Consider the following 25,212-nt stretch of genomic DNA (forward strand, 5'->3'; position numbering starts at 1 on the left):
AGCTGGCCAGCTCCGATGAGTGACGTCGTCCAGACCCCGTCGGGAATCCCGTTGCAACCGGTTTACGGACCGGCTGACCGCCCGGCAGACCCGCCGCCACCAGGGCAGTATCCGTTCACCCGCGGCAACTTCGCGTCCGGCTACCGAGGCAAAACCTGGACGTTTCGCCAGTACTCGGGATTCGGCACCGCCGAGGAGTCGAACCAGCGGTATCGGTACCTGTTGGATCAGGGCGGTACCGGGCTCTCGGTGGCGCTGGACCTGCCGACCCAGTGTGGCTACGACTCCGATGATCCGGAGTACGGCGAGGAGGTCGGCCGCGTCGGCGTCGCTGTCGACACGCTCGCCGACGCCGAGATCCTCTTCGACGGCATCCCACTGGACAAGATCAGCACGAGCTTCACGATCAATGGCACCGCGGCCATCCTGCTGGCGTTCTACGTCGCCGCAGCGGAGAAGAAGGGTGTGCCCCGCGAGAAGCTCACGGGCACAATCCAAAACGACATCCTCAAGGAATACGCGTCGCGGGGCACCTGGATCTGGCCGCCGGAGCCGTCATTGCGTCTGATCGCCGACACCATCGAGTTCTGCGCAGCCGAGGTGCCGAGGTTCAACGCAATCTCGGTGGCGGGCGCCCATTTTCGCGACGCGGGCGCCAACGCCGTCCAGGAGATGGCCTTCACGCTGGCCGACGGTGTCACCTACTGCGACACGGTCGTCGAACGCGGCCGGATGACCATCGACAAGTTCGCGCCGCAGATCTCGTTCTTCTTCTACACCCACGGCGACTTCTTCGAAGAGATCGCGAAGTATCGGGCGGGCCGCCGTCGCTGGGCGACGATCGTGCGCGAACGCTACGGCGCCACCACAGACAAGGCGTCGATGTTCCGCTTCGGCTGTGTCGCCGGGGGTGCGTCACTGTATGCGCCTCAGGCACAGAACAACTTGGTGCGCGTCGCCTACGAAGCGCTGGCCGCGGTGCTCGGTGGCGTCCAATCGATGTTCACCGCGGCGTGGGACGAGCCGTTCGCCCTTCCCAGCGAGGAATCCGCGACGCTGGCGCTGCGCACCCAACAGATCCTCGCGTACGAAACCGGAGTGGCCAAGGTGGCCGATCCGCTCGGCGGCTCTTACTTCGTGGAGGCGCTCACCGATGCCACCGAGGCCAAGATCATCGAAATCATGGACGACCTCGAAAAGCACGGCGGCATGGTGCGTTCCATCGAGGACGGCTACCTGCAGGGGCTGATCGCCGACGAAGCCTTCAAGATCCACCAAGAGGTCGAGTCGGGCGAGCGCCCCGTGGTCGGCGTCAACAAGTTCGTCACCGACGAGCCGGCGCCCGACATCGACACCTACGAACTGAACGCGGCGGGCCGTGATCTGCAGCTGAAGCGTCTGGCGAAGATCAAAGCCGAGCGCGACTCGGTCGCAGTCAAGGAAACGCTGGCCGCGCTCGCGCGGGCGGCCGAGGGCACCGAAAATCTGATGCCTCGACTCGTCGACTGTGCCAACGCCTATTGCTCCGTAGGCGAATTGGTGACCACGCTCAAAGCGGTATGGGGCGAATTCCAGCAGCCGGTGGTGTTCTGATGGGGGCCCGCGTCCTGGTGGCCAAACCCGGTCTGGACGGACACGACCGCGGTGCCAAGATCGTGGCGCGCACACTGCGTGATGCCGGATTCGAGGTCATCTACACCGGAATTCGGCAGCGCATCGAGGACATCGTGTCGATCGCGCTGCAGGAGGACGTCAAGCTCGTCGGGCTTTCGATCCTGTCGGGTGCCCATGTGGCACTGACCACCCGCACCGTCGATGCGCTGCGGGCCGCGGACGCCGGCGATATCGCGGTGGTCGTCGGCGGCACGATCCCCCAGGCCGACGTGCAGAAGTTGTTGGATGCCGGTGCGGCAGCGGTCTTTCCGACGGGTACGTCACTGGAGGACCTTGTGCGTGACGTCCGCGCCCTGACGGAAGCCGGGGCGCAGGACTGATGTCCGGCCCGCTCGACGGTATCCGGATCCTCGAGATCGGCCACATGCTGGCCGGGCCGTACGCCACGATGATGCTGGCTGATCTGGGGGCCGAGGTCATCAAGATCGAACCGTTGGACGGCGACATTTCGCGGCAAGTCGGGGATTCGTATTTCGCCAGCCTCAACCGAGGCAAGCGCAGCATCTGCCTTGATCTCACATCCGAGAAGGGCCAGCGCGAGCTCGGCGAACTGATTTCGACATCGCATGCGCTGCTGGCGAACTTGAAACCATCCGCGATCCACCGATATGGCCTCACCTATGAAGCGCTGCGGGTGTGGAACGAGCGAATTGTCTGCTTGGCGCTCACCGGTTTTGGCCTGGACGCGGGCGACGACCCGGCATTCGACTACGTCATCCAGGCGACCACCGGCGTCGCCGCGCTGACCGGCGATCCGCTGGGACCACCGACCCTGCCGGGGTATTCCGCGGCCGACAATTCCGCCGGACTCACTGCGGCCCTCGGTCTTCTGGCCCAGATCGTCTCCGGCCGCGGGGGACAGGTCGAGGTATCGCTCCGCGACGTGATGCTCTCCCAGCTGAATTATCGTGCGTCGGCCTACCTCAACGACGGTGTCGAGCCGCAGCGGTTTCCGATGGGCGCGCACTCGTATTACGTTCCAGCACAGCTCTTTTCGACGGAGGATGGATTCCTGGCGCTGTTCGTCACCCACGACAAATTCTGGAAACTATTCGCCGACGAGGCCAACATCGCGGGGTTCGAGACGATGAGCGAGCGGGCCGCGCGGCGCGACGAGGTTCTTGCTTTGGTGGCCGACGCGCTGGCCACGGACACCGCCGCGAACTGGGAATCGCGGCTGCGTCCGGTGGGCGTGCCGGTCGCCGCCGTCCGGACGCTGCCCGAAGCGCTGGCCGCAAACCCGGAGGTGATCGTCACCGCGGGCGCATTCCGGTTGATTCGCAACCCAATTCAGATCCACGGGTATGAACCCGATTACGGCGCACCACCGCGTCTCGATGAGCACGGCGGATGAATGTCGCTGAGCTGATTGCGGCCGCGTCGGGCGGCTCGACCCGAGCGACCGGTCGATTGCTCAGCCTGATCGAGGGTGCTCGTCGCGACGAGGTGCTGGCAGCCCTGGTCCCGGCCGCCGCCCGGGTTGTCGGCATCACCGGTCCTCCGGGGGCAGGAAAGTCGACGACGATCGCCGCGCTGGTTGGTGCCTATCGCGAACGAGGATTGCGGGTCGCGGTGCTCGCGGTGGACCCGTCATCGCCCTACAGCGGCGGCGCCATTCTCGGGGATCGCATTCGGATGGTCGCCCACATCAACGACCCGGATGTGTTCATCCGCTCTCTCGCAACCCGCGGTCACCTCGGCGGTCTCGCCGCCGCGGTCCCCGCGGCGATCCGACTACTCGCCGCACTGTCCTATGACCTGATCGTGGTTGAAACGGTCGGTGTCGGTCAGTCCGAGATCGAGATCGCCGCCGTCGCCGACCCGACGGTCGTCATCCTCAATCCCGGTGCGGGCGACGCCGTACAAGCCGCGAAGGCCGGCCTGCTCGAAGTGGCCGACATCGTCGTCGTCAACAAGGCCGACCGCGACGGCGCGAAGGAAACCGCCCGCGACCTGCGGGCCGAGACGTCGGCCCCAGTCCTCACACTCGTCGCCGCGCGCTCCGAAGGCCTCACCGAATTGATCGACGCGATCGACGCCCACCACCGCGCCGACACGCCCGCCCGGCGGGCATCGCGCGCTCGCGCCCAGATCCTGTCGTTGGCGCAGACTCGCCTGCACCGCCACCCAGAACTCGAGAAGTTGGCCGCCGCCGTCGCCGAGGGTCGATGCGATCCGTATACCGCCGCCGGTCGGCTGCTGATCGAGTCAACCAGCGCCGACGGCAACGACTAGTTCACCGGCTGCGATTCATCACGCGGTCCGCCGCGGCCCAATGCTCGTCGGACACCCAGAGCGACGCGAAAGCGGCGACAGCGTCGTCGGCGGGCGCACCCTTGATGACGCGCTTGATCTCGCCAGCAGGCCTGTTCGCCAGTGCCCGCGCGAAGGATCGCCACTCGGTGTCGAATGTCGCCCGCGGCAGCACGCGATCCACCAGCCCGACCCGTTCGGCTTGCTCGGCGGTGAGGATCGTTCCGGTGCCCGCGAGCATCAGCGCCCGCCCGCGGCCGACGAGGGCCGCGAGCCGCTCCGCCCCACCCCACGCAGGCATGATTTCGAGCGACACCTGATTGAAGCCGATCTTGATGTCGTCGGCGGCCACCCGAATGTCGGCGGCGACCGCGACCTCCGCCCCGCCCCCGAGTGCGTGGCCGTTCAGTGCGGCGACGACCGGGCCAGGAAAGTTCGCGAGCTCGTCGCAGAGCGACCGCATGCGCCACGCCATTGCGGACGCCTGCTCTTCGGTGCGCAGCGAACTGAGCTCCTTGAGGTCGCCGCCGGAAACGAACGCCTTCTCCCCTTCGCCCCGGATGACCAGGCACAGCGCGCCCGCGGCGCCGGCTATCGCCTCCTCGAGCTGGTCCATGGTCTGCGGTGCAATGGCATTACGCGCATGGGGCCGGTTGATCGTGATGACGGCCAGCCCTTCATCGAGTTCAAGGTCGACCATTCACGTTCTCCATCTCAGGCATGGGCTCACGGTGAGACATCTATATCAGATGTCAAATGTGATATGTCAAAGCCAGCTACCGTTCCTCTATGCCCAGAACCTTCGATATTGCCGGCACCGTGCGCGAGCGCGCGGTGCGCGAATTGCGCGACCGCATCCTGACCGGAGCATTACCCGCGGGCACGCGCGTCGACCTGGACGCCATTACCACCGAGTTCGCCACCAGTCGCACACCAGTGCGTGAGGCGCTCCTCGAACTGTCCTTCGAGGGACTCGTGCGCATCGCGCCGCGCAGCGGAATCACCGTCATCGGCATCACCTCCGACGACGTGATCGACAGCTTCACGATTCTGGGTGTCCTGACCGGACAGGCGGCCGCCTGGGCGGCAGAGCGCGTGAATCCCCAGGAACTCACGTCGCTACGCGAGCTGGCTGCCGAGGTCGCCGCGCGGTCGGGTGACGACAGCATCGGCGAAGCCAACTGGCGCTTCCATCAGGAGATCCACCGGGTGGCACATTCCCGACGGCTAATCGCCCAACTCACGCAAGCCACCCGCATGGTGCCTACCAATTTCCTGACCCTTTTCCCCGAACACGAAAAGCACTCCCTCGACGAGCACGACGAGCTGATCGAGGCGATCGCCGATCACGACGCCGAGCGCGCCCGTGCGGTCGCGGAGCGCCACGTGCTGGAAGCCGGCCGGTCGCTGGCATCCTGGCTGGACCAACGCTGACCCGGTCCGGCGGTTAGCTTCCTGCCGAGCGGCGCACCAACCGCGCGCCGGCATCACGCATGCGCGGAGACACCCGGATGGAGAACAGTCCGTTGAACACGTCTTCCCGCAGCCGAGTCAGCGTCGACGTCGTAATCACCCACCGCTCATCGACTTTGGCATACGTCTCGTGATAGTGGCCATAACCGTTGAGGTTGAGCCCCGGTGCCAGCCGCACGACGTCGTTGAGCGCCCAGACTCCGTGTGCGTTAGTCGGTGAGTCGAGCGCAATCTCCGGGGCATGTACCTGGTGCACGGTCACCTGCGACGGCCTGCCGAGCGTCTTGCGGATGAAGGCGACGAAATCGTCAGCTCCGGTGATGATCTGACCGCCACACGTCGAGGTGTCGCTGACAAAGTCGTCGCTGAACAGTTCCCGCCATGACGCCCATTGTTTGGCGTCGAGCAGCCGGCAGTAGCGCGCCTTGAGCTGCTTGATGGCCTCGATCTCGAGCAGTGTCGCCGCCGCATCCATAGCCAACATCATCCACCGGCGCTTCGCGGAAACACCGGACGGGGCTTGGGTGGATCTTTGACGATCGCGGGAAGGATGAACGCTTCGATGTAGCGCCGTGCGACGTCGACGTTTTCGGTGCCGGGAATGATCCCCAGCAGCAGGCTCAGCGCGGTGGTGATCAGATACTGCGTCACGTCGTGGGCGTCGATGTCATTCCGGAAGTCTTTCCCGTCATCCTCGCGGAGCACGGCTTCGATCGCCGGTTCGGCCAGCTGCGCGACGGTCGCGCTGCGGGCCAGCATCTGGGCGATGGTGCCCTCGTCGGAGGCGTCCGAAATCGTCTTGAGCAGTGGGTCCTGGGCCAATTCGGTCGCGACGATCACCAGTGCGTCCACGATCATGTCGACCGGGCTGGCGGCCTCGTCGTGGCGCTGCAGGATGGTCGCCATGTGCCGTTGGGTCGTCCGCTGGATGAGCGCCTCGTCGAGTCGTTCGCGGTTGGGGAATTGGCGATACATCGCGGCCCGCGAGTAGCCGGCGTCCCGGGCGACGAGTTCCATCGTGGAGGCGCGGTAGCCGCGGACGGTGAAAGACCGCTCCGCGGCCTCCAGCAGGATTTCGCGCGTCTGCTCGGCGGTGTTGCCCCCGCCCACCGGTCGGCCGCGGCCCCGGGGGCGCTGCGATTTGGGCAATCTTCGTGTCCTGACTTCCACGGGCCTGGCAGCTCAAGCATGACACCGGCTTCAACCACCTCGCCATTGCCGAGCCTCTTCCGCTCGCCGGGATTAGTGGTGCGATCGGCGTGGCTGGGGCTAGGCGTCCACGACGCCGGAAGCATGCTGAAAGTAGCCGCTGCCGGGCACGTGGAGCGCGGGTCACTACACAGCCAAAACTATTGTTGTAGTCGTGTCGGACGCGGTGCTCGGTGTCTCCATGACGCCAACCTCGGTGCGCACCGTCCTGGTAGCCGGTGCGAAAGCCGACGGCGTCGCCGTCAACCACGGCAATTTCGACATCGCCCACGGCGCGGACCTCCCGACTGGCACCACGACCGAGCAGATCATCGCCACTATCCTGATCACCCGGGAAACGGCGGCCAGCGCCGGCTACGAGGTGAAATCGGCGGGGGTGACCTGGCTCGACGTGGCCGCGGCGACGGCACTGCGCGAGGGCCTGGCGACGCGCAGGGTAGACAACGTCCTGCTGGTGTCGCCGTTCCATTCCGCGATCGCGTTGGCCCGTGCGGCCGGTGAGTCGGCCGGATATAACAGCACGGCGCTGCTGTGCATCGAGCCCGACGTCGCCACGCTGGCGGTGGTCGGCATCGCCGACGGCATGGTCGTCGAGGTGCGTCGGCGGTTCTTGCCGAGCGACGACGACGAAGCGGTGGGCGCGCTCGCCGACATCGTCAAGGATGCGGGCGAGATGGAGGGCGGCCCGCAAGGCGTGTTCGTGGTCGGCTCCGGCGTCGACGTCCCGCTGATCATGCCCGCGCTCTGCGAGGCGACACCCCTGCCGGTCACCGCGCCCGAGCAACCCGAGACCGCGCTGGCCCGGGGTGCGGCGCTGGCGTCGGCGAACACCGAGTTGCTGACTGCGTCGGCAATCGAGTTGGCGCGCAGCGAAGGTCGAGCCGCCGGCTACACCCAGATCGCGTTGTTGTGCATCGAGCCGGATTCGGCGACCTCAGCGATCTTGAACACGTGTGACGAGGGGATCGCCGAGGTGCGTCGGCGGTTTTTGCCGAGCGATGATGCCGCGGCGCTGGACGCCCTCGTGGAGATCGTCAACGGGATGGACGGGACGGAGGACGGACCGCAGGGCATTTTCTTGCTTGGCTCCGGTGTGAATGTCCCGCTGATCATGCCGGATCTCGTTGCGGCGACTGCACTTCCGATCAGCACGCCCGAACAACCGTCGGTGGGCCCGGCCCGGGGTGCGGCGCTGGCATCGGCGAGCGCATCCTCGTTGGCGTCGTCCGCGGTCGCGTTGGCTCGCGCGGCGGGTGAGTCGGCCGGGTATGACAGCACGGCGCTGCTGTCGATCGAGCCGGACGTCGCGACGCTTGCCGTGGTCGGTACGGCGGACGGGATGGTCGTGGATCTGCGCCGGCGGTTTTTGCCGCATGACGACGACGAAGCGGTGGCCGCACTCGTGGAGATCGTCAAGGGTGCCGGCGACATGGAGGGTGGCCCGCAGGGTGTGTTCGTGGTCGGCTCCGGTGTCGATATCCCGATGATCATGCCTGCCCTCGCCGAAGTCACAACCCTTCCGGTCACTGCGCCCGAACAACCGGCAGCCGCACCGGCCACCGACGTGACTCCCGCCCGTGCGTCGCTGTTTGCCTCCTCCACCGCTTTCCTCAACGGCGAGGCTCAAAACGCCACCGCCCCAGGACATTCGACGCAGGCCGCAGACAATCGGCCGGTGGTCCTGGAAGCTCGCGGCCTCTACAAATCGTTCGGTTCCGGCCCCACCGCGATCCCGATCATCCACGACATCAATCTGCAGATTCGCTCTGGTGAATTCGTCGCCATGGTCGGCCCGTCCGGCTCGGGCAAGTCGACATTGCTGAGCATTCTCGGCTTGCTCGAACCGCCGACTAGCGGCGAGGTTCTGGTGAACGGGATGAGTGTCGCCCAGCTCTCGGCTCGGGAACTGGCACGCGTGCGCGGCCGGCGGATCGGCTACGTGTTCCAGTCCTTCAACCTGCTGTCAGGACTGTCGGTGGCCGAGAACGTGATGCTGCCCAGCCTGCTGGCCGGTCAGTCCGGCCGCGTCCAACACGACCGGGCCATCGCGCTGCTCGAGCAGTTCGGACTCGGTGGCATGGCCAAGCGGGTGCCCGCGGAATTGTCGGGCGGTGAGCAGCAGCGCGTCGCAATCGCCCGCGCGTTGTTCATGGCGCCGCAAGTCGTGCTGGCCGACGAGCCGACGGGCAACCTCGACACCAAGAACGGCCGCCGCGTGATCGAGGCGCTCTACAACCTCAACGCGGCGGGACAGACGATCGTGCTGGTCACCCACGATCGGTCGATCGCCGACGAGGCACCCCGGCTGGTCTCCCTTCTCGACGGCGGCATCGAAAGCGACAAGCGGCAGGTTCGGCGCGGCGGGGCGGCATGGCGCGCACCGCACTAGCCGCGGCCGTCAGCGTCGTGCGGCTCATCAACCTCCGGGCGATTCGGCGGCACACCCTGCGCGCGCTGCTGGCAGCCCTGTCCCTCGGCGGCGGGGTGGCCATCGTCGTCGCGGTGATGATCGAAACCAGCAGTGTCCGAACAGCTATCGACGACGTCGGCTACCGAATCGCCGGCCCCGCGCCGTTGCGCATCGTCGGCTCTGCGACCCAGGGCGGCATCGGCCCGTCGGTGATCTCCAAGGCGAGACAGGTGCCGGGCGTCGCGGTGCTCGCCCCGGTGGTCCGCGCCGCGACACAGGTGCGCGACCGTGACCGCGACACCGTCGTGCTGGCGTTGGGAATCGACTGTTCGGCCCGCTGGATCATCGACCCGAAAGTGTGTGGCGCAGGCCAACAAGAGCCGCAGGTGATGGCGACCTCGACCACCTTCGGCCGCGCCTTGGGCAAGGCCGCGACGCTGGCGACCGACACCGGCCAGCTGCCGATACCCGGGCTCGCGCAAATCCCGCAGCTGGACGACGTCAACAACGGCCGCGTGATCGTGCTGCCGCTCAGCGCCGCCAAAACCCAGTTCGCCCGCGACGACCGAGTGGACTCCGTCTATGTCACGCTGGCCGAACACGCGAACCGGGCCGACGTGCAAAAGCGCATCGCCGCCACGGTCGACTCGCTCGGCCCGGGCTACCGGGTGTTGACCCGCGACGATCCGGCGGCAGGATTCAACGTCAACGTGATCCTGTTTCCGCTGCTGGCGATCTTCGCTCTGATCGCGATCGGGGTCGGGGTGATTCTGATCGCGCAGTTGACCCGATTGTCGATCCAAGAGCGCCGCCGCGAAGTCGCGATCGCCGCCGCGCTGGGGGCCTCGCCGCTGATGACGTTCGGCGGGTTTGTCGCCGAGGCTGCGCTGCTTGGCGCTTCCGGATCAGTCATCGGGGTTCTGCTCGGAATCGTCATCGCCCATCCTGTCGTCGCCAGCGCCAGCGACCTGACCCAACAGTTCGTCGGGGTCAACGTCCCCGTTGTGATCGACGGAATTGTCGTCGTGGCGGCGCTGGGAATCGGCGTCCTGCTCGCCGTGCTCGCGGCCCTGCTGCCGAGTCTATCGGCGTCGAAAACCCCCATCGCGACCGAACTTTCGGGCCGCGCCGCCGCTGAGGAAAATCAGTCGACGGGCGTCTGGCGCAAAGTGGTGGCGCTGCTGGCGATCGGCGTCGCCGGCGTCATCACCGTGTGGTGCGCCACCTCGTCGGGTGGCCTCGCGCCATGGCAGGCCGGACTCGCCAACGTCAGCGTCGTGGTTGCCATCGTGGGCTTACTTCTGGCCGCGGCCTACGTGGGCCCAGAATTCCTGGACCTGATCCGGCTCCGGCCGGAACGGACTCGCCACGCCGCGCTGTCGATCGCGTTCACCGGTCTGCGCGCGGATCAGTCGCGGATGATCGCAATCGCGGGTGCCGTCGCGGTGCCGGTGGCGGTCGCGACGCTGCTGTCCGGTTTTCTCATCGCCATCAACGACGGAGTCGACAACGTCGCGAAGAATCAGGCGACCGGCCGCCTGGTGCTCACCACCACCCGGTACACCGACTGGGGCTCGACCGATGCGAAGTTCTCGCGCGACACCATGTCGAAACTCGCCGCGCTACCCGGCGTCGGCGCCGTCGAGCGGATGGCTGAAATCGAAATCACCCTGGCAGGCGGCGAATTGGCCTACGTACGAGCAGAAGATCGCCCGACCTTCTCCTATCACGCGCTGGCCGGCCAATCGCCGAGACGCAGCGTCGAGGCGAATCAGCTTGTCATCGGCGGCATTCTGGCCCGCGGGACCGGGGTCCGGGTCGGCGACACGATGCTGCTCGGCAGCGGACCCAACGCGCGCAAGATCCCCGTCGGCACGATCGTGGCCACCCCGGAAGTAGGGGGGCTCCGAATTCAGATGTCCTATCCACTCGCCGAGCAGATCTTCGGTCCGCAGCCCCCCGGGCTGGTGTTCATCAAGCCGGCAGCCGGTGTCAGCCTGCAACGCATCGCCGACGAGATTCACGCCGCCCACTTCAATCAGCCACTGACGATGGTCGACGCCGACGGATACCGATCCTCGGTGGTCGCGGGCGAATCACGGTTCCTCGCACCGCTGAACACGCTGAAATACGGCCTGCTCGCGATCGCCTTCATCTCGGTGTCCTCGACACTGTTGCTGCTCGGAATTCGGCGTCGCCGCGAGGTGGCGTTGATCCAGGCGCTCGGCGCCACCCCGGCCACCGTCTTCGCGGTGACCACGTTGGAAGCCGTCATTGCGAGCGCGACGGGTGCGGTCCTGGGGGGCATGGTGTCCATCGCGATCATCGGAGTCGTGGCGCGGGCCGCGATCGTCGACGTGGGAGCTGTTGTCCCGCTGATCTTTCCGGCGTCAGAAGCGACCGGTTATGCGGCCCTCGCCGTCCTGTCGGCGGTGCTGGCGGCGGTCGGTCCCGCGTGGCAGACAACCCAGGCCGGGCTGGCATCCCAGTTGCGTGACGAGTAGCTGCCCGTCAGAAGCGGTAGGTGGTGCAGCCGACCTGCAGCCCGGAGCCGACGCTCACGATCAACCCGACGTCGCCCGAGCCGACCAGGCCGTGCTCCCAGGCATGCTGCAATCCGTGCGGCACCGACGACGAGAACGGGTCGGTGTCGGATGGGGGAGCGACGAAAAGCGAACTGGCGATACTTAATCGGGCGGCCAGGTCTTCTCGGTCGGCCTCTGACAGGTGGGGAGGAAACACCGCGGCGATATCTGACGGCGCGAGAGCCTCGAGCTTGAGGAGCTCGCCCACCGCGTCGGCGATGATGTCGACATAGTGGGCGGCCAAGTCCGGGTCGCGGTCGATCTCCAGCCAGGTGCGACCGTCGGTGTGCCGGGTGTAGGTGGTGAGCGCGTCGGCGTAGTCGGGGTAATGGCGGAATACGAAACGGCCAAATCCCTTGTTGCCGTGGGTCGGCGAGAGGACTACCGCGGACCCGGTCTCGCTGAGGCCGTAGCTGGGATGCGCGTCGCCGCCAGCGTTGTTCTCGGTCTCCGAGGCGACGACCATCGCGTGCCCGGTCTTTCCCGCGCCGATCATCTGGACGGCCACCTGGCAGGCGTTGAGGAATCCCACGGCGCCGTTGAACACGTCGAACGCGAGAGTCTTTGGGCCGTCCGGGGATCGGATGTCGTCGTTGATCCCGAGCTTGCCGGCAACCAGTGCCGCGATGGCCGGTTCGCTGATGAATTCGTCCCGGTATACGCCCGCGTGAATGATCAGGCCAAGCTGGTCACGCTCGATGGAGGTCTGTCCGAGGCACCGGGCGCCGGCCTCGGTAGCCAGCTCCACTGAGCCGCGCGACCCGAGCGGACCGGCCGGGACGGTGCCGACCCCGGCGATACCCACCGCGGGTGGCGGTGGCGGCTCAACGGTCGGTGGGTCGTGCAGCGCCTCGTGACCGTGATCCTCGGAACCGCGGCGCAGCCGATCGGGCAGGTCGTCGAAGGTGTACAGCGCGGCCCCGACGGTCTGCCCGGAGGCGCTGATGCCGAAGACCGCGTTGTCGCCCGAGCGGATCCGGTTGCTCAGGATGTGATCCTTGAGCGCGACGAAATGCGTTGTGCTGGCGGTGTTTCCGCGCTCAGCCAGGTTGTAGATGGTGTTGCCCGGGTTGGCGGACCCTTCGCCGAACATCCGATTCACCGCACCGACGGCGTCGTTGATCGATGACTCCGACGTCTGGTGCATCACGATGTGGTCGCAGTGCTCCGGGCGCCAGCCGTGCCGTCGCATCACCCCGGCCACGTACGGCACCGCCGCCTTGACCGCGATCGCGGTCGCGGCAATCGAATCGACAGTCATGATCGCGCCGCCCTCGGATCCACCGGTGGCCTTCGCGATGCACATCGGCGCGTAGCGGCTGAGGGTGGCGATGTCGATGTCGTGAAAACCCGCCCGATTGTTGGGTCCACGTTCCAGAATCACCGCAGCCCCGGCGTCCCCGACGGTCAGACACGCTAGCCGCGGGTCCATCGGGCCTTCGATTTGTCGTTGCGCGGTTTCGCTGATGTGGGTGATGTATTCGCCGCTGACCACCATGGCGCGGCCGACCAGCCCTGTCTGCAAGAACGCGTCTGCGATCGCGATGCCGGTGAACATTCCGGCGCAGGCGTTGGTGATGTCGAAAGCCAGCGCGTTGTCCAGGCCGCACTGCCCGCGCAGTCGCGCCGCGGTACTGGGTTCGAAGACGAACTTCTGGTCGGGCCCGTCGTAGCGGGAAATGCTGCACGAGATCAACAGGTCGATCTCGGCCGGGCGGTAACTCGACCGGGACAGGCAGTCGGCGATGGCTTGGCGGGCGAGGTCGATGGAGAACTCACCCTCGGCCACCATCCGTCGGTGCTTGATCCCCGTCAACTTCTCCAGCGGGATGCCGATGTCGTTGACGCAGCCGGCGAGCAGATCCGCGGTCGACACCTCCTTGAAAGGCAAGTAGGCGCCGATGCTTTCGATCACGGTGTTGCGGGTCGGGCGCTCCGGCGCGGGCAATGGCTGCGGCTCCTCCAGAGGCCTGTCGTCGGGCGCCTCGATGACGGGCGTGTGGGGGCGGCCGCTCTGGCTCGGCTCCCCGTACTCCGCGGCCAGTTCGGCGATCGTGCCGAACAAGAACACCGACTCCGGCTTGAGCGGCAGGCCGGCCGCCTCCGCCCGGACGGCGACCTCGAGGCTGTGCGTCGACGAGCCGCCGAGCGCGAAGAAGTCGTCGTGCACGCCGACCCGTTCTACGCCGAGGACCTTGCGCCAGATGTCAGCCAGGATCTGCTCGGTCCGAGTACGGGGAGCGACGAACTCGTGCTCGCCTCCCGCTGCGCGGGAGGCGGTGTCGGCGAGCGCGCGCCGGTCGACCTTGCCGCCGGAGGTACGGGGCAACTCGTTCGTCACGACGAAGTGGGCCGGCAGCATGGCGGCCGGAAGCCACTCGAGCAGGAATCGCCGTAGCTGCGCGGTGGTGGGCGCCGGCTCAATTGTCGACGCGATGTGGGCGGTCAGCTGCGTGTGGCCGCGTTCGTCGGTGCCGGCGACGACCACGGCCTCCGTCACGTCGGAATGCCGGCTCAGCGCCGCCTCCACTTCGCCGGGTTCGATTCGCACGCCGCGGATTTCGACCTGGCTGTCCTGGCGTCCGAGGTACTCGATGTTGCCGTCGGGTCGATAACGCCCCAGATCGCCTGTGCGGTAAAGCATTCCGCCGGGCCTGCCCGCGTACGGGTCGGCGATGAACCTGGTGGCGGACAGGTCGGGCTGACCGTGGTAGCCGCGGCCGACGTTGGCGCCGCCGATGTACAGCTCGCCGGGAACGCCCACCGGCACCGGTTGAAGGTAGGCGTCGAGGAGATGAATCTGGACGTTGGCGATCGCTCGCCCGATCGGGATCGACGGGCCGGGCGCACCGCGCTTGCAGTGCGCATATGTTGCCGTGACGGCGGATTCGGCGGGGCCATACTCATTCCACAGTTCGGCGTCCGTGGTGTTCAGGAAACGCTGAGCGAGCTCGTAGGGCAGCGCCTCGCCGCCACACGTCACCCGCCGCAGCGTGACGCAGTCCCGCAGGCCGGGCTCGGCGAGCCAGGATTGCAGCATCGACGGCACGACGTGCACGACGTGGGTGATGCTCTGCTCGGCGATGGTCCGCACCAGGTAGGCGGCGTCGCGGTGCCCGTCGGGTTTTGCGATCACCAGCCGCGCGCCGGCGATCAGCGGCAGAAAGATCTCTGCCAGCGACGCGTCGAAGGTCACCGGGGTGTGGTGCAGGACTCGGTCGCGCGCGTCGAGCCGGTAGTTGGCCTGCATCCAGAGCAGCAAATTGCGCAGCCCGCCGTGAGTGTTGAGCACCCGCTTCGGCACGCCGGTGGAGCCCGAGGTGTGCACGACGTAGGCCAATCCATCCGGCCGCGCGACTATCGTCGCAGCCTTCGTTGCCGCGGGAGCAACCGGCAGGTCCAGGCAGAGACGTTGGCCCGCAAAGCCGTTGAGCAGCGGCAGGTTCGGCTCGTGCGTGACCACGACCTGCGCGCCGGAGGCTTGGATCATCGCGGCGAGGCGATTAGCCGGCTGCCCCGGGTCGAGCGGCATGAACGCGGCGCCGGATTTCGCGACGCCGAGTAGGGCCGCCACCAAGTCTTCGCTGCGGTCCAGCAGGACGACGACCAGGTCGTCCTGCCTCACGCCGAAGTCATGCAGCCGGGCCGCCACATCGTCGGCCCGCCGGTCGAGTTCGGCGTAGGTCACGTCGCGATCCTCGAAGGTCACGGCGATCGCCGACGGATTCTGGCGGGCCGCCGCGGTCACCATGTCCGCCAACGTGTCTGGGGCGTCGAAGTGGATCGCGGTGTCGTTCCACGCCACCTGCCGCGCACGCTCGGCCTCGGTGCGGATCGGCAGTTTCGACAGGCCGACGCCTGGGTCGGAGACGATCCCGCGGAGCAGGGTCGCGAAGTGCTCGGCCATCCGCTCGATCGTCGCGTCGTCGAACAGGTCAGTGTTGTACTGCAGGGCGCACAGCAGTTCGCCGTCTTGTTCGCCCATCAGCAGCATCAGGTCGAGCGGCGCGCCGCCCTGGCCGATGTGGGTGGTCGTGAAGTCCAGCGCGCCGGGACCTGGGGCCACGCCCTCTTGCAAGCGCCGGGTCTGTTCCCACGCGAACGACACCTGGAACAGCGGCGTGTGGCTCAGGTCGCGGGCGGGGTCGAGCTTCTCGACCAGCAACGCGAACGGAAAGTCTTGGTGCTCGAGTGCTTCCAGCACTGTCGTCTTGACGCGGCCCAGCAGCGCCGTGAAGGTCGGATCGCCGCTCAGGTCAGGCCGCAGCACCACGGGGTTGGCGAGGTAGCCGACCAGGCTGGCCAGTCCCGGGTGATCGCGGCACCCGAATGGGGAGCCGATCAGCAGATCATCCTGCCCGCTGTAGCGGTGCAACAACGTGGCGTACGCCGCGAACAGGGTCATGTACGGCGTCGCGCCGGCGGCGCGGCCCACATCTTTGAGCTGAGCGGTCAGCGCACGGTCGATCGAAAAGCGATGCACGGCACCGCGGTAGGTCTGCACCGCGCCGCGGGGCCGGTCGACCGGCAGCCGGAGCATCGGCGTCTCCCCGGCCAGCTGCTGGCTCCAATACCGCCAGAGGCGGTCACCCTCGGCGCCCTCGATGGCGCGGGTTTGGTCGAGTGAGTAGTCGACGTAGCGCATCGGCGGGAGTGGCGGAGGCGGTGCGCCGTGCTCCGCGGCATACAGCTGTCGGAGCTCGTCGAGGATCAGGTCGATCGACCACATGTCCACGGCGATGTGGTGCAGCGTCAGCACGAGTAGGTGCTCGTCGGGGCCCTGGTTGATCAGGTTGAAGCGCACCACCGGCCCGGTGCGTAAATCGAAGGGGCGGTCGGCTTCTCGCCGCAGCCACCGCTGAGTTTCGTCGCTGTCCAACTCGAGGCGGTTGACGCGCACCGGGAGCCGGGGGTGGACGAGCTGAACCGGCTGGCCGTCGCGCGTGGTGTAGGTGGTCCGCAAGATGTCGTGCCGGTCGACCAGCGCCTGGGCCGCGGCCTGCAGCGCGTCTGCGTTGAGGGGGCCGCCGATCCGCCCGGCGTAGGTGATCGTGTAGGCGGGGCTGCCCGGCGCTAGCTGGTAGAGGAACCACAGCGACCGCTGGCCATACGAGAGTGGATGCGCCGACGCCGACGCTTCCGCCTTCTCCATCAGCAGGCGGGCCAGCAGGACGCGTTTCTCTTCGGCGGACAGGCCGGCGAGGTTATCCGTCATCGTCACCTTCCCTTGCCGCCAGGACGTCGCGAAGCAGCGCGTCGACGTCGTCGTCCGAGATGTCGGGTAGCCGGCCCAGGACGTCCATCCACTGCGGGTCGGCGCCGTTGGGCCCGTTGACCGCGGGAGCGTTACCGGTCTCGGCAGGCGCGGGTTGCCCAGTGGTGCTTGATAACTGGTCGACCAGAAATCCGGCCAGCCCCGTCACGCTCGGACCGTCCAACAGGCGGACCACCGGCACGACGATGCCCAGGTCGCGCTCGATCTGCGCGCGCAACTCCACCGCGATCAGCGAGTCGACCCCGAGTTGCTGCAGCGGCGATTCGACGTCCAGCTGCGACGGCGCCAGGCCGAGTTTGCCGGCGGCCTGTTCGGTGAGATACGACGTGAGCTGGCGTCGGCGCGTGTTCTCGTCGGCGTGTAAGAGCGCGTCTCGAAGGTCGTCGTGACGTTCGGGGGCCGGTGCGTCGGCCGGGCCCGCAGCCAGGGAAGGATTCATCCGGAGGACGGCGACTTGGGTGACCGATGACCGGAACAGCCTCGCCAGGGTCTGCACGCCGTCGGCGACCGGGATCGGAATCATGCCGTGCCGCTGGAGGTTTCGTTGCTGTTCGGGCTTGTTGACCAGGCCGACCTCGGCCCACGGGCCCCAGTTGATGCTGAGCGCGGGCTGGCCGTGCGCGTGCCGGTACCATGCCAGCGCATCCAGGAACGCGTTGCCCGCGGCGTAGTGCGCCTGCCCGGGCGAACCCAAAAGCGCTGCGGCAGAGGAGAACAGCACGAAGAAGTCCAGTGCCGCATCTCGGGTGAGCGTGTGCAGATTCCATGCGCCGTCGATTTTGGGCGCCATCACCTCGCGCAGCCGCCGGTCGTCGAGGCGCGCGAGAATGCCGTCATCGAGGATTCCCGCCGCGTGAACGACGCCGCGCAGCGGGGGCATGGTTGTCCGGATCGAATCGAGCACCGAGGCCAGCTGGTCGGCCTGGGTGACGTCGCCGCGGGCGTAGACCACCTCGCTGCCGTTGGCCCGCAGCTCGTCGATGGCCCGCTGCCCGGCCTCCGATGCCGGTCGGCGCCCGAGCAGCACCAGATGCCGGGCGCCGCGCTCGACCATCCACGACGCGGTGGCCAGACCGATGCCGCCGAGCCCGCCGGTGACCAGATAGGTGGCGTTGGGTTCGAACTGCGCGGGGAGCTTCTCGTGGTGAGCCGCCTGCCGCCGGTCCACCGACACGACGAGTTTGCCGATCTGCTTGCCCTGCGCCAGGGTTCGCAGCGCGGTGGAGGTCTTCGCGGCCGGGAAGGAGCGCACCGGTAGCGGGCGGAATGCGCCCTGCTCGAGATGAGCGACGACGTCGCGCAGCAGCGCGCCCACATAGGCCGGCCGATCGACGATCAGCTGAGCGAGGTCGATGACGATGTAGGAGGCGTTGTTGCGCAGCTGCCACATCTGGAGTCGGCCCTGGCCGTAGATGTCGGTCTTGCCGATCTCGAGGAATCGGCCGTAGCGGCTCAGCGCGTCGAGACTGTGCGGGATCGCCTCGCCGGATAGCGAGTTGAGCACCACGTCGACGCCCTCGCCGCCGGTTGCGGCCAGCACCCGATCGGCGAAACCCAGTGAACGTGAGTCGAATACATGCTCCATGCCGAGACCGTGTAGGTAGTCGCGTTTCTCAGGCGTGCCGGCCGTGCCGAGCACCGTCGCGTTCAGCCAGCGGGCGACTTCGACGGCGGCCAGGCCGACACCGCCGGCGGCGGAATGGATGAGCACGCGCTCGCCGCGACGCAGCCGGGCCTGCTCGTGCAGTGCGTAGTAGGCCGTCAGATATGCGATGGGGATGGTCGCGGCCTGCTCGAAGCTGAGCTCGACGGGCTTGGGTGCCACCAGGTCGGCCGGGGTGGTGAGGAAGGAGCCGACACCGTCTGCCGTCAACGCGATGACCGCGTCTCCGATACGTACGTCGTCGACATCGTGGCCCACGGCGGTCACGACGCCGGAGCATTCGACGCCGATCTGGGTGGGCCCTGCTTCCTGACCCGGGTACACGCCGAGTGCGCGCATCACGTCGATGAAGTTCAACCCGGTTGCGCGAACCTGGATTTCGACCTCGTCCGAGGCCGGTGTGCGACGAGCCACCGCGCGGGTGTCGATGTCGTCGAGCACACCGGGCCGCGAATATTCCATCCGGAAGCCAGAGTCTGGCCGGGGCGCAACGGTTTCCGCCGCCACGACGAGTGGGGTCATTCGGGCGACGTAGCGCCGCGCGCTGCGAAACGCGACGTCGGTATCGGCCGCGTCGGCCAGGAACTCCTCGACGAGTGCTGCCAGATCTTCGGGTTGCTCGTGGATCGGCAGGTCGACCCGCGAGCAGCGCAGCTCGGGATGCTCGTGGCCGATGCTGCGGCCCATGCCCCACAGCGGCGCCTGGGCGGGAGATGCGACGTCGGTGGCCGCCTCGACCGGCTGCGCGCCCTGAGTCACCAGCCACAGGCGCGGAGAGCGCTGCGACGCGGTCAGCGCCTGCACGAGATGCAGCACGCCGGTCGGTCCGAGGACCCGTGTCGACTCCATCGAATCCATCAGGCCCCAGAGGTAGACGACCCCCTGCAGCGGCGCCGGCAGGTCGTCGAGAAGCCGCCGGAACTGTTGTGGCTGAGCCGGATCGAGGCGGTAATGGTGCGATGTCAGTCGTTCGAAGTCGGATCCCGCTTCGACGAGGAAACAGGTCTGGGAGCGCTGTTCGAGCAGCTTTCGGGTGCGGTCCGTCGTGGTGCCACCGTCGCCGAAGATCAGCCAGTTGTCCATCCCGGCCGAGTTCCGTTCGGAGAGTTGCGCTGCTTCCCATCGCAGTTCGTAGAGATCGCCGCGAACGGAAGGCTCAGCGCTCGCCGCGGAATCTGCGAGCTTCTTGAGGCGCAGGCCGTGTACCGCCGTGAGGACTTTCCCGGTCCGGTCGAGCAGGTACACGTCGCCTTCGGTGCCGTCGCGCAGCCGCGCGTGGCACCACACGCCGTCCGAAAACGACCCGCGCACCCGCAGATCCGCAACGCCGATCGGGAGGTAGGTGTCGTGCGAGTGCCCGTTGCTCGCCGGAAGTGTGGCTGCGAGCGTCTGAAAGCAGCCGTCCAGCACCGCCGCATCGAAGTCGCCGGCGTCCCCCGGCGACAGCTGCGCGATCGCCTCGCCATCACGGCGCCAGACATCCGTCACCTTCTGGAACGCCGGGCCGTATTGCAGGCCGTGCTGCGCTAGTCGGCTGTAGAACGCCGTCCCGGAAATCCGCTCTGTGCAACGGTTTCGGATGTCGTCGGGATTATGCACCTCGACGTTCGGTTCGCCGGCGTCCAGCGCGCCGGCCGCGAGCAGCGACGGCGTCGGGTCCATGCTGTGCAACTCGAAGGACACGGGCCCCGACGGCTCGCCGCGCAGGACCAGCTGCACGGTCCGGGACTGCGCTCCGTCGAGAATCAGCGACCGGTGGAAAGCCACGTCGCGCGGCATGCGGGGTGTGACGAAGGCCCGCGCGGCGCCGGTGACCGCGAGCTCGAGCAGAGTGGCCCCCGGGACGACGACTTCGTCCTGCACCCGGTGGTCGCTCAGTATCGGGAAAAGCTCAGTGCCGACGTCGATTTCGCAGATCACCGCGGTCGGCTGCGTCGACGAGCGAATCGGGCCGCGCCACGGCGACCGGTCGGCAACCGTCGAGTGACCGGTCGCCGCCATGTCCAGCCAGAACCGTTCGCGCTGCCACGGATACGTGGGCGCCGAAACCAACCGGGCCCCACGGGGATGCAGCCGATCCCAGACCACCGATTGTCCACTGGCGTACAAAACGCCGAGAGAGGCCAGCACGGCGTCGCGCCCGCCCTGATCGCGGCGCATCGAGGGCACCAAGGTGCACGCGCGGCCGAGGTCTTCGGCGTCTTCACGCAGCGCGCTCAACAACACCGGGTGCGGGCTGGCCTCCAGGAACACCTCATGGTCCCGCTCGAACAGCCGCCTCGCAGCCGCGGAGAAGCGCACCGGCGAGCAGAGGTTCTCCACCCAGTACGCGGCGTCCAGCGCGGCGCCGTCGACCGGTTCGCCGGTCACTGTGGAGTACATCGGCGTGGTGGGCGCCGAGGGCCGAACACCGGTGAGCGCCGCGGCGAGGTCGTCGCGCAGTGCATCCATCCGAGGGCTGTGTGAGGCCACGTCGACGTCGACCCAACGGCAGAATCGGTCACGGCGCTGAATCTCGGACATCAACTCCGACAGCACATCCGAATCGCCGGAGAGCACCGTCGACCGCACCGAGTTGCTCGCCGCGACGACGACCCGGCCCTTGCGCCCGCCGATCAGCTCGTCCGCCTCGGCCCGCGACAGCTCCGCGGAGATCATCGCCCCGCCGCGCGCCGCCCCGCGTAACAGACGGGCCCGCGCGCAGATCACCCGCGCCGCGTCGTCGAGGGTCAACGCTCCCGCGACATGCGCTGCGGCCGCCTCGCCCATGCTGTGCCCGATCACGGCTGCGGGTTCCACACCCCATGACCGCCACAGCGCCGCCAGCGCGACCTGCATGGCGAAGAGGGCCGGCTGGATCAGGCCGATGTCGTCGAGGGTGTCGCCGGCCAGCAGCGCATCGAGCACCGAAGCACCGAGGTGGGGGCGCATCGCCCGGTCGCATTCGGTCAGCGCATCCCGGAACACCTCCTCCTCGGCGTGCAGTTGCCGTCCCATGCCTCGCCATTGGGATCCCTGCCCGGAGAAGACGAACACGGTACCGGGTCCGGGTCGGCGTCGTCCGGTCGTCCACCCGGGCCGGCTCTCGCCCCGTCGGTAGGCAGCGAGCGACTCGGACAACTCGGCGGCATTACGACCGAGGACGGCCAGCCGGTAGTCGTGGTGGTCGCGCCGCGCACCGGCCGTATAACTCAGGTCGGTAGGCGGCATCCCGGCCAGCAATGCCCGCTCGTAGCGGGTTGCCAACCCGGACAATGCTTCTGGTGATCGCGCCGAGAGCGGTAGCAGCTCGACACGCCCATTCGCACCGTGCGACTGCGGCGCCCGGACTTCCGGGGCCTCGGTCATGACGACGTGAGCGTTGGTGCCGCCGAAGCCGAATGAGCTGACCCCGGCGACGGCCCGCCGATTGTTCAGCGGCCACGGCGTGCGAACATCGGCCACTTTCAGCGCGAGCCGTTCGAACGGAATATGCGGATTGGGTTGATCGAAGTTCAGACTCGGCGGGATCTCCCTGTGCTGCAGCGCCAATGCCGTCTTGATCAGTCCGGCCATTCCGGCGGCCGCCTCCAGATGGCCGATGTTGGTTTTCACCGATCCGATCAGGCACGGGCTGTCCGGGGTGCGTCCGTCGGCCAGGATGGCGCCGAGCGCGTTGGCCTCGATCGTATCGCCCAGCGCCGTGCCCGTGCCGTGTGCCTCGACATACTGAACCGCGCTGGGGGACAAGCCCGCTCGACGATAGGCCTCGGTCAGCACGGCCTCTTGCGCGTGCCGGCTCGGCGCCGTCAAACCATTGGTCCGGCCGTCGTGATTGGTGGCGCTGCCGCGCAGCACGGCATAGATTCGGTCGCCGTCGGTGAGCGCCTGGCTCAACGGTTTCAAGACGACGACGCCGGCGCCTTCGCCCCGCACATATCCATCGGCCGCGGCGTCGAACGTCTTGCAGCGTCCGTCGGCTGCCATCAGCGTGGCTTTGCTGAAGTTGAGGCCCAACGCCGGGGACAAGATGACGTTGACCCCACCGGCAATGGCCAGCGTCGATTCGCCGTCGCGCAGGCTGCGGCAGGCCTGGTGGACGGCCACGAGCGACGACGAACACGCGGTGTCGATCGCCATGCTCGGTCCGCGCAGATCCAGCGCGTAGGACAGCCGGTTGGCGGCGATGCTCAGTGCGCCGCCGGTGCCGCTGTAGGCGTCGATCAGGTCGGGCCGGCCGAACTGGAGGCTGCCGTAGTCGTAGGTCGAGACGCCGACGAACACGCCCGTCGGGCTACCGGCAAGCCGCTCGGTGGGCTGGCCGGCGTCTTCCAAAGCCTCCCAGGCCACTTCCAGCAGGAGGCGCTGCTGTGGGTCGATGCGCGCTGCCTCGCGAGGCGAGATGTTGAAGAACTTGGCGTCGAACTGGTCGACCTGGTCGAGGAATCCGCCCCTCGCTACGCCGTTCGGGTCGGCCGTCCAGCGCTCCGGCGGAATGTCGATGACGGCGTCTCGGCCTTCGGCGAGCATTTCCCAAAACGCCGCGGGCCCATCGGCTCCCGGGAACCGGCAACCGATGCCGATGATCGCGATCGGCTCGTCGGCGGCGACGGTCCGAGGCTCGGCGACCCGCGCCGCCGGCTCGGCCGCGACGTCTTCGGTCAGGTGGGCGCAGAGCGCGTCGATGGTCGGGTATTCGTAGGGCAGTGTCGGTGAAAGCTCTTGTCCCACATGCTCTGCCAGCGTGGCGGTGAGCCGGACGGCTCGAACCGAGTCGAGGCCGTAGTGGGCGAACGGCAGCGACGTGTCGATCTCGGTCGCGGGAATGTCGAGCATGTCGGCAAGTTGCGTGGCCAACCAGGCCGCCAGTTCCCCGGCGCCAGGTGTGCCGCGCTCGGCGTCTGCGGCGTGGCGAGGTGCGCCCGACGCCTTTTCCCGCCACTGCGCGATCGACGCGAGGTCACCGTCGAGGAAGCGTTGCCGAGATCGGTTGCGGCGAATCTTCCCGCTCGACGTCGTGGGGATTGTCGATGGCTCGGTGAGAATGATTGCGTGCGGCCGAATTTCGTGATGTTCGGTCACTGCTGTGCGGATGGCGGCGAGCGCCTCGTCGGCGTCCATGTCACCGGCTCGGTAGCGGTCGACTTCCTGCACGATCACGAGTTGCTCGCCGGCATCGGAATCGGGCGTGATCGAAAACGCTGCTCCGCGACCGCGTAGCAAGGCGTCGTGGCTGTCCTGCACGGTGGCTTCGATGTCTTCGGGATAGTGATTGCGGCCGCGGATGACGATGAGATCTTTCAGGCGACCCGAGACAAACAGCTCGCCGTCCAAGTGGAAGCCGAGATCGCCGGTGCGGAGGAACGGCCCGCGTCCGGTATCGGCGAGGAATGCGTTGAAGGTCTCCGCCGTTTCGGCCGGCTTGCCCCAATATCCTTGAGCGACACTGCCTCCGGTGAGCCAAATCTCCCCGACTTCGTCGTCCGCGCATCGTCGGCCGGTCGCCGGATCGACGATCACGGCTTCGTGGTTCGGCTGCGCCTGACCGCACGCGACGAAGGACGCCGCTTCTGGAGAGCCCGGGGCGACGGGAACGACTCGGTGATCGCGCAGCGCGTCGCTGTCCAGGTATCGCACGATCGGCGCGGTCCGGTCCTGTTCCGCTTTTCCGGAGACCAGCAGCGTGGACTCCGCCATCCCGTACACGGGTGCGAAGCCATGCGGCTGGAAGCCCGCCGGGGCGAATGCATCCACGAAACGTTGCAGGGTGGCCGCGCGGATCGGCTCCGCGCCGCACATGGCGGTCGTCATCGTGGACAGATCCAGGGCCGCGCGTTCTTCGGGCGTGCTGAGGTCGACACACAACTGGTAGGCGAAGTTGGGTGCGGCGGTGATCGTGCCGCCGTGCTTCGCGATCGCCTCCAGCCAACGCATCGGCCGCTCGATGAACGACTCGGGTGGCATGAAGTAGGACGTGGCCCCAACGTAGATCGACGTGAGGATGCCGCCGATCAGCCCCATGTCGTGATGCAGCGGCAACCAGAAGACGCCCTTGGCCCGGTCGTTGCCTCCGCCCCACGCGGTACGAATGGCTTCGACGTTGCTGAGCAGGTTGCGATGGCTCACCACAACGCCTTTCGGCGAGCCCGTCGAACCCGAGGTGTACTGCAGCATCGCGGTGTCGTCGGGATCGATGTCCGGCGCGACCCACTCGTCGGCCGATGCGGCGATGTCGTCCACGGCGCACCACCGCATCGCCGGCCCGTCGGCCATCTCGTCGATCGCGCTCTGGAACTTCGCCTGGGTCTCGGCGGTGGTCACGGTGAACCGCGCCTGGGTGTCCTGCACGATCGACGCGACGCGGCCGATCACCCGGGCGCGGGCGGGCGGGTGTACCGGCACCGGGACCGCCCCGGCGTAGATGCACCCGAAGAACGCGACGATGAAATCCAGCCCCGACGGGCACAGAACCAGCGCCCGTTCGCCCGTGGCGCCCATTTGCTGCAAAACCAACGCGACTGACCGCGCCCTGGTGTCGAGTTCGCCAAATGTGAGTTGGCTATGTTGTTCGCCATCAGCGAAATAGCGGCAGTAGTCGAAAGCGGCTTTATCGCGGTAAGCCTCGGCCCTTTGCCGTACGAGATTCAGGAATGTCCGGTCCGTCAATCGCATTCCTTCCGGCGTTCACTCT

Annotated in this window: 12 protein-coding genes; 7 read left to right on the top strand and 5 right to left on the bottom strand. The window is 67.6% G+C overall.

Annotated features, from left to right (window positions below; all coding sequences use genetic code 11):
- Positions 1-15: 15 nt before the first annotated feature.
- From A5658_RS17585 to meaB, 4 genes are read left to right on the top strand one after another with little or no spacing between them, the layout of a single operon-like run.
- Entirely contained in the window at positions 16-1,593 is a 1,578-nt protein-coding gene (locus tag A5658_RS17585) for a methylmalonyl-CoA mutase family protein (protein ID WP_067337841.1), read from the top strand.
- Positions 1,593-1,994, top strand: coding sequence for a cobalamin B12-binding domain-containing protein (locus tag A5658_RS17590; RefSeq protein ID WP_067337844.1), 402 nt, complete (start codon positions 1,593-1,595; stop codon positions 1,992-1,994). Before A5658_RS17585 ends, A5658_RS17590 begins: the two co-directional genes overlap by 1 nt.
- A complete protein-coding gene (locus A5658_RS17595; protein ID WP_082993248.1) occupies positions 1,994-3,028 on the top strand; it encodes a CaiB/BaiF CoA-transferase family protein in 1,035 nt (344 codons plus the stop codon). The genes A5658_RS17590 and A5658_RS17595 overlap by 1 nt, the downstream gene beginning before the upstream one ends.
- Positions 3,025-3,909: a methylmalonyl Co-A mutase-associated GTPase MeaB gene (meaB, locus tag A5658_RS17600; RefSeq protein ID WP_067337849.1), complete on the top strand. Its 885-nt coding sequence runs from the start codon at positions 3,025-3,027 to the stop codon at positions 3,907-3,909. Before A5658_RS17595 ends, meaB begins: the two co-directional genes overlap by 4 nt.
- A gap of 1 nt (position 3,910) precedes the next feature.
- On the opposite strand, the gene A5658_RS17605 is transcribed toward meaB, so the two are convergent.
- Positions 3,911-4,627 carry an enoyl-CoA hydratase/isomerase family protein gene (locus A5658_RS17605; RefSeq protein ID WP_067337852.1) on the bottom strand — a complete coding sequence of 239 codons (717 nt, stop codon included), beginning with the start codon at positions 4,625-4,627 and terminating at the stop codon, positions 3,911-3,913.
- 89 nt (positions 4,628-4,716) lie between these two features.
- On the opposite strand from A5658_RS17605, the gene A5658_RS17610 reads away from it, so the two are divergent.
- Entirely contained in the window at positions 4,717-5,361 is a 645-nt protein-coding gene (locus A5658_RS17610; RefSeq protein WP_067337855.1) for a GntR family transcriptional regulator, read from the top strand.
- A 13-nt stretch (positions 5,362-5,374) separates the two neighbouring features.
- Here the strand turns inward: A5658_RS17610 and A5658_RS17615 are convergent, their stop codons facing one another.
- Together A5658_RS17615 and A5658_RS17620 are read right to left on the bottom strand one after the other, a co-directional pair.
- A complete protein-coding gene (locus A5658_RS17615) occupies positions 5,375-5,875 on the bottom strand; it encodes a nuclear transport factor 2 family protein (protein ID WP_067338499.1) in 501 nt (166 codons plus the stop codon).
- A gap of 8 nt (positions 5,876-5,883) precedes the next feature.
- Positions 5,884-6,549 carry a TetR/AcrR family transcriptional regulator gene (locus tag A5658_RS17620; RefSeq protein ID WP_067338502.1) on the bottom strand — a complete coding sequence of 222 codons (666 nt, stop codon included), beginning with the start codon at positions 6,547-6,549 and terminating at the stop codon, positions 5,884-5,886.
- A 214-nt stretch (positions 6,550-6,763) separates the two neighbouring features.
- Between A5658_RS17620 and A5658_RS28885 the strand changes: the two genes are divergently transcribed.
- Together A5658_RS28885 and A5658_RS17630 are read left to right on the top strand one after the other, a co-directional pair.
- A complete protein-coding gene (locus A5658_RS28885) occupies positions 6,764-8,998 on the top strand; it encodes an ABC transporter ATP-binding protein (protein WP_231997354.1) in 2,235 nt (744 codons plus the stop codon).
- Entirely contained in the window at positions 8,980-11,523 is a 2,544-nt protein-coding gene (locus A5658_RS17630; RefSeq protein WP_067337859.1) for an ABC transporter permease, read from the top strand. Before A5658_RS28885 ends, A5658_RS17630 begins: the two co-directional genes overlap by 19 nt.
- Positions 11,524-11,530: 7 nt before the next feature.
- Here the strand turns inward: A5658_RS17630 and A5658_RS17635 are convergent, their stop codons facing one another.
- Both A5658_RS17635 and A5658_RS17640 read right to left on the bottom strand, forming a co-directional pair.
- Positions 11,531-16,819 carry a non-ribosomal peptide synthetase gene (locus tag A5658_RS17635; protein ID WP_067338508.1) on the bottom strand — a complete coding sequence of 1,763 codons (5,289 nt, stop codon included), beginning with the start codon at positions 16,817-16,819 and terminating at the stop codon, positions 11,531-11,533.
- Positions 16,809-25,193: a type I polyketide synthase gene (locus A5658_RS17640; protein ID WP_067337862.1), complete on the bottom strand. Its 8,385-nt coding sequence runs from the start codon at positions 25,191-25,193 to the stop codon at positions 16,809-16,811. Before A5658_RS17640 ends, A5658_RS17635 begins: the two co-directional genes overlap by 11 nt.
- Positions 25,194-25,212 lie beyond the last annotated feature (19 nt).

Source organism: Mycobacterium sp. 1245111.1 (assembly GCF_001673405.1).
Classification (GTDB): domain Bacteria; phylum Actinomycetota; class Actinomycetes; order Mycobacteriales; family Mycobacteriaceae; genus Mycobacterium.

Bases quoted from the DNA above. Each gene is read 5' to 3' on its own strand.
- A5658_RS17640 (WP_067337862.1), bottom strand. From the start codon at position 25,193: ATGCGATTGACGGACCGGACATTCCTGAATCTCGTACGGCAAAGGGCC.
- A5658_RS17590 (WP_067337844.1), top strand. From the start codon at position 1,593: ATGGGGGCCCGCGTCCTGGTGGCCAAACCCGGTCTGGACGGACACGAC.
- meaB (WP_067337849.1), top strand. From the start codon at position 3,025: ATGAATGTCGCTGAGCTGATTGCGGCCGCGTCGGGCGGCTCGACCCGA.
- A5658_RS17595 (WP_082993248.1), top strand. From the start codon at position 1,994: ATGTCCGGCCCGCTCGACGGTATCCGGATCCTCGAGATCGGCCACATG.
- A5658_RS17610 (WP_067337855.1), top strand. From the start codon at position 4,717: ATGCCCAGAACCTTCGATATTGCCGGCACCGTGCGCGAGCGCGCGGTG.
- A5658_RS17585 (WP_067337841.1), top strand. From the start codon at position 16: ATGAGTGACGTCGTCCAGACCCCGTCGGGAATCCCGTTGCAACCGGTT.
- A5658_RS17605 (WP_067337852.1), bottom strand. From the start codon at position 4,627: ATGGTCGACCTTGAACTCGATGAAGGGCTGGCCGTCATCACGATCAAC.
- A5658_RS17630 (WP_067337859.1), top strand. From the start codon at position 8,980: ATGGCGCGCACCGCACTAGCCGCGGCCGTCAGCGTCGTGCGGCTCATC.
- A5658_RS17635 (WP_067338508.1), bottom strand. From the start codon at position 16,819: ATGACGGATAACCTCGCCGGCCTGTCCGCCGAAGAGAAACGCGTCCTG.
- A5658_RS17615 (WP_067338499.1), bottom strand. From the start codon at position 5,875: ATGGATGCGGCGGCGACACTGCTCGAGATCGAGGCCATCAAGCAGCTC.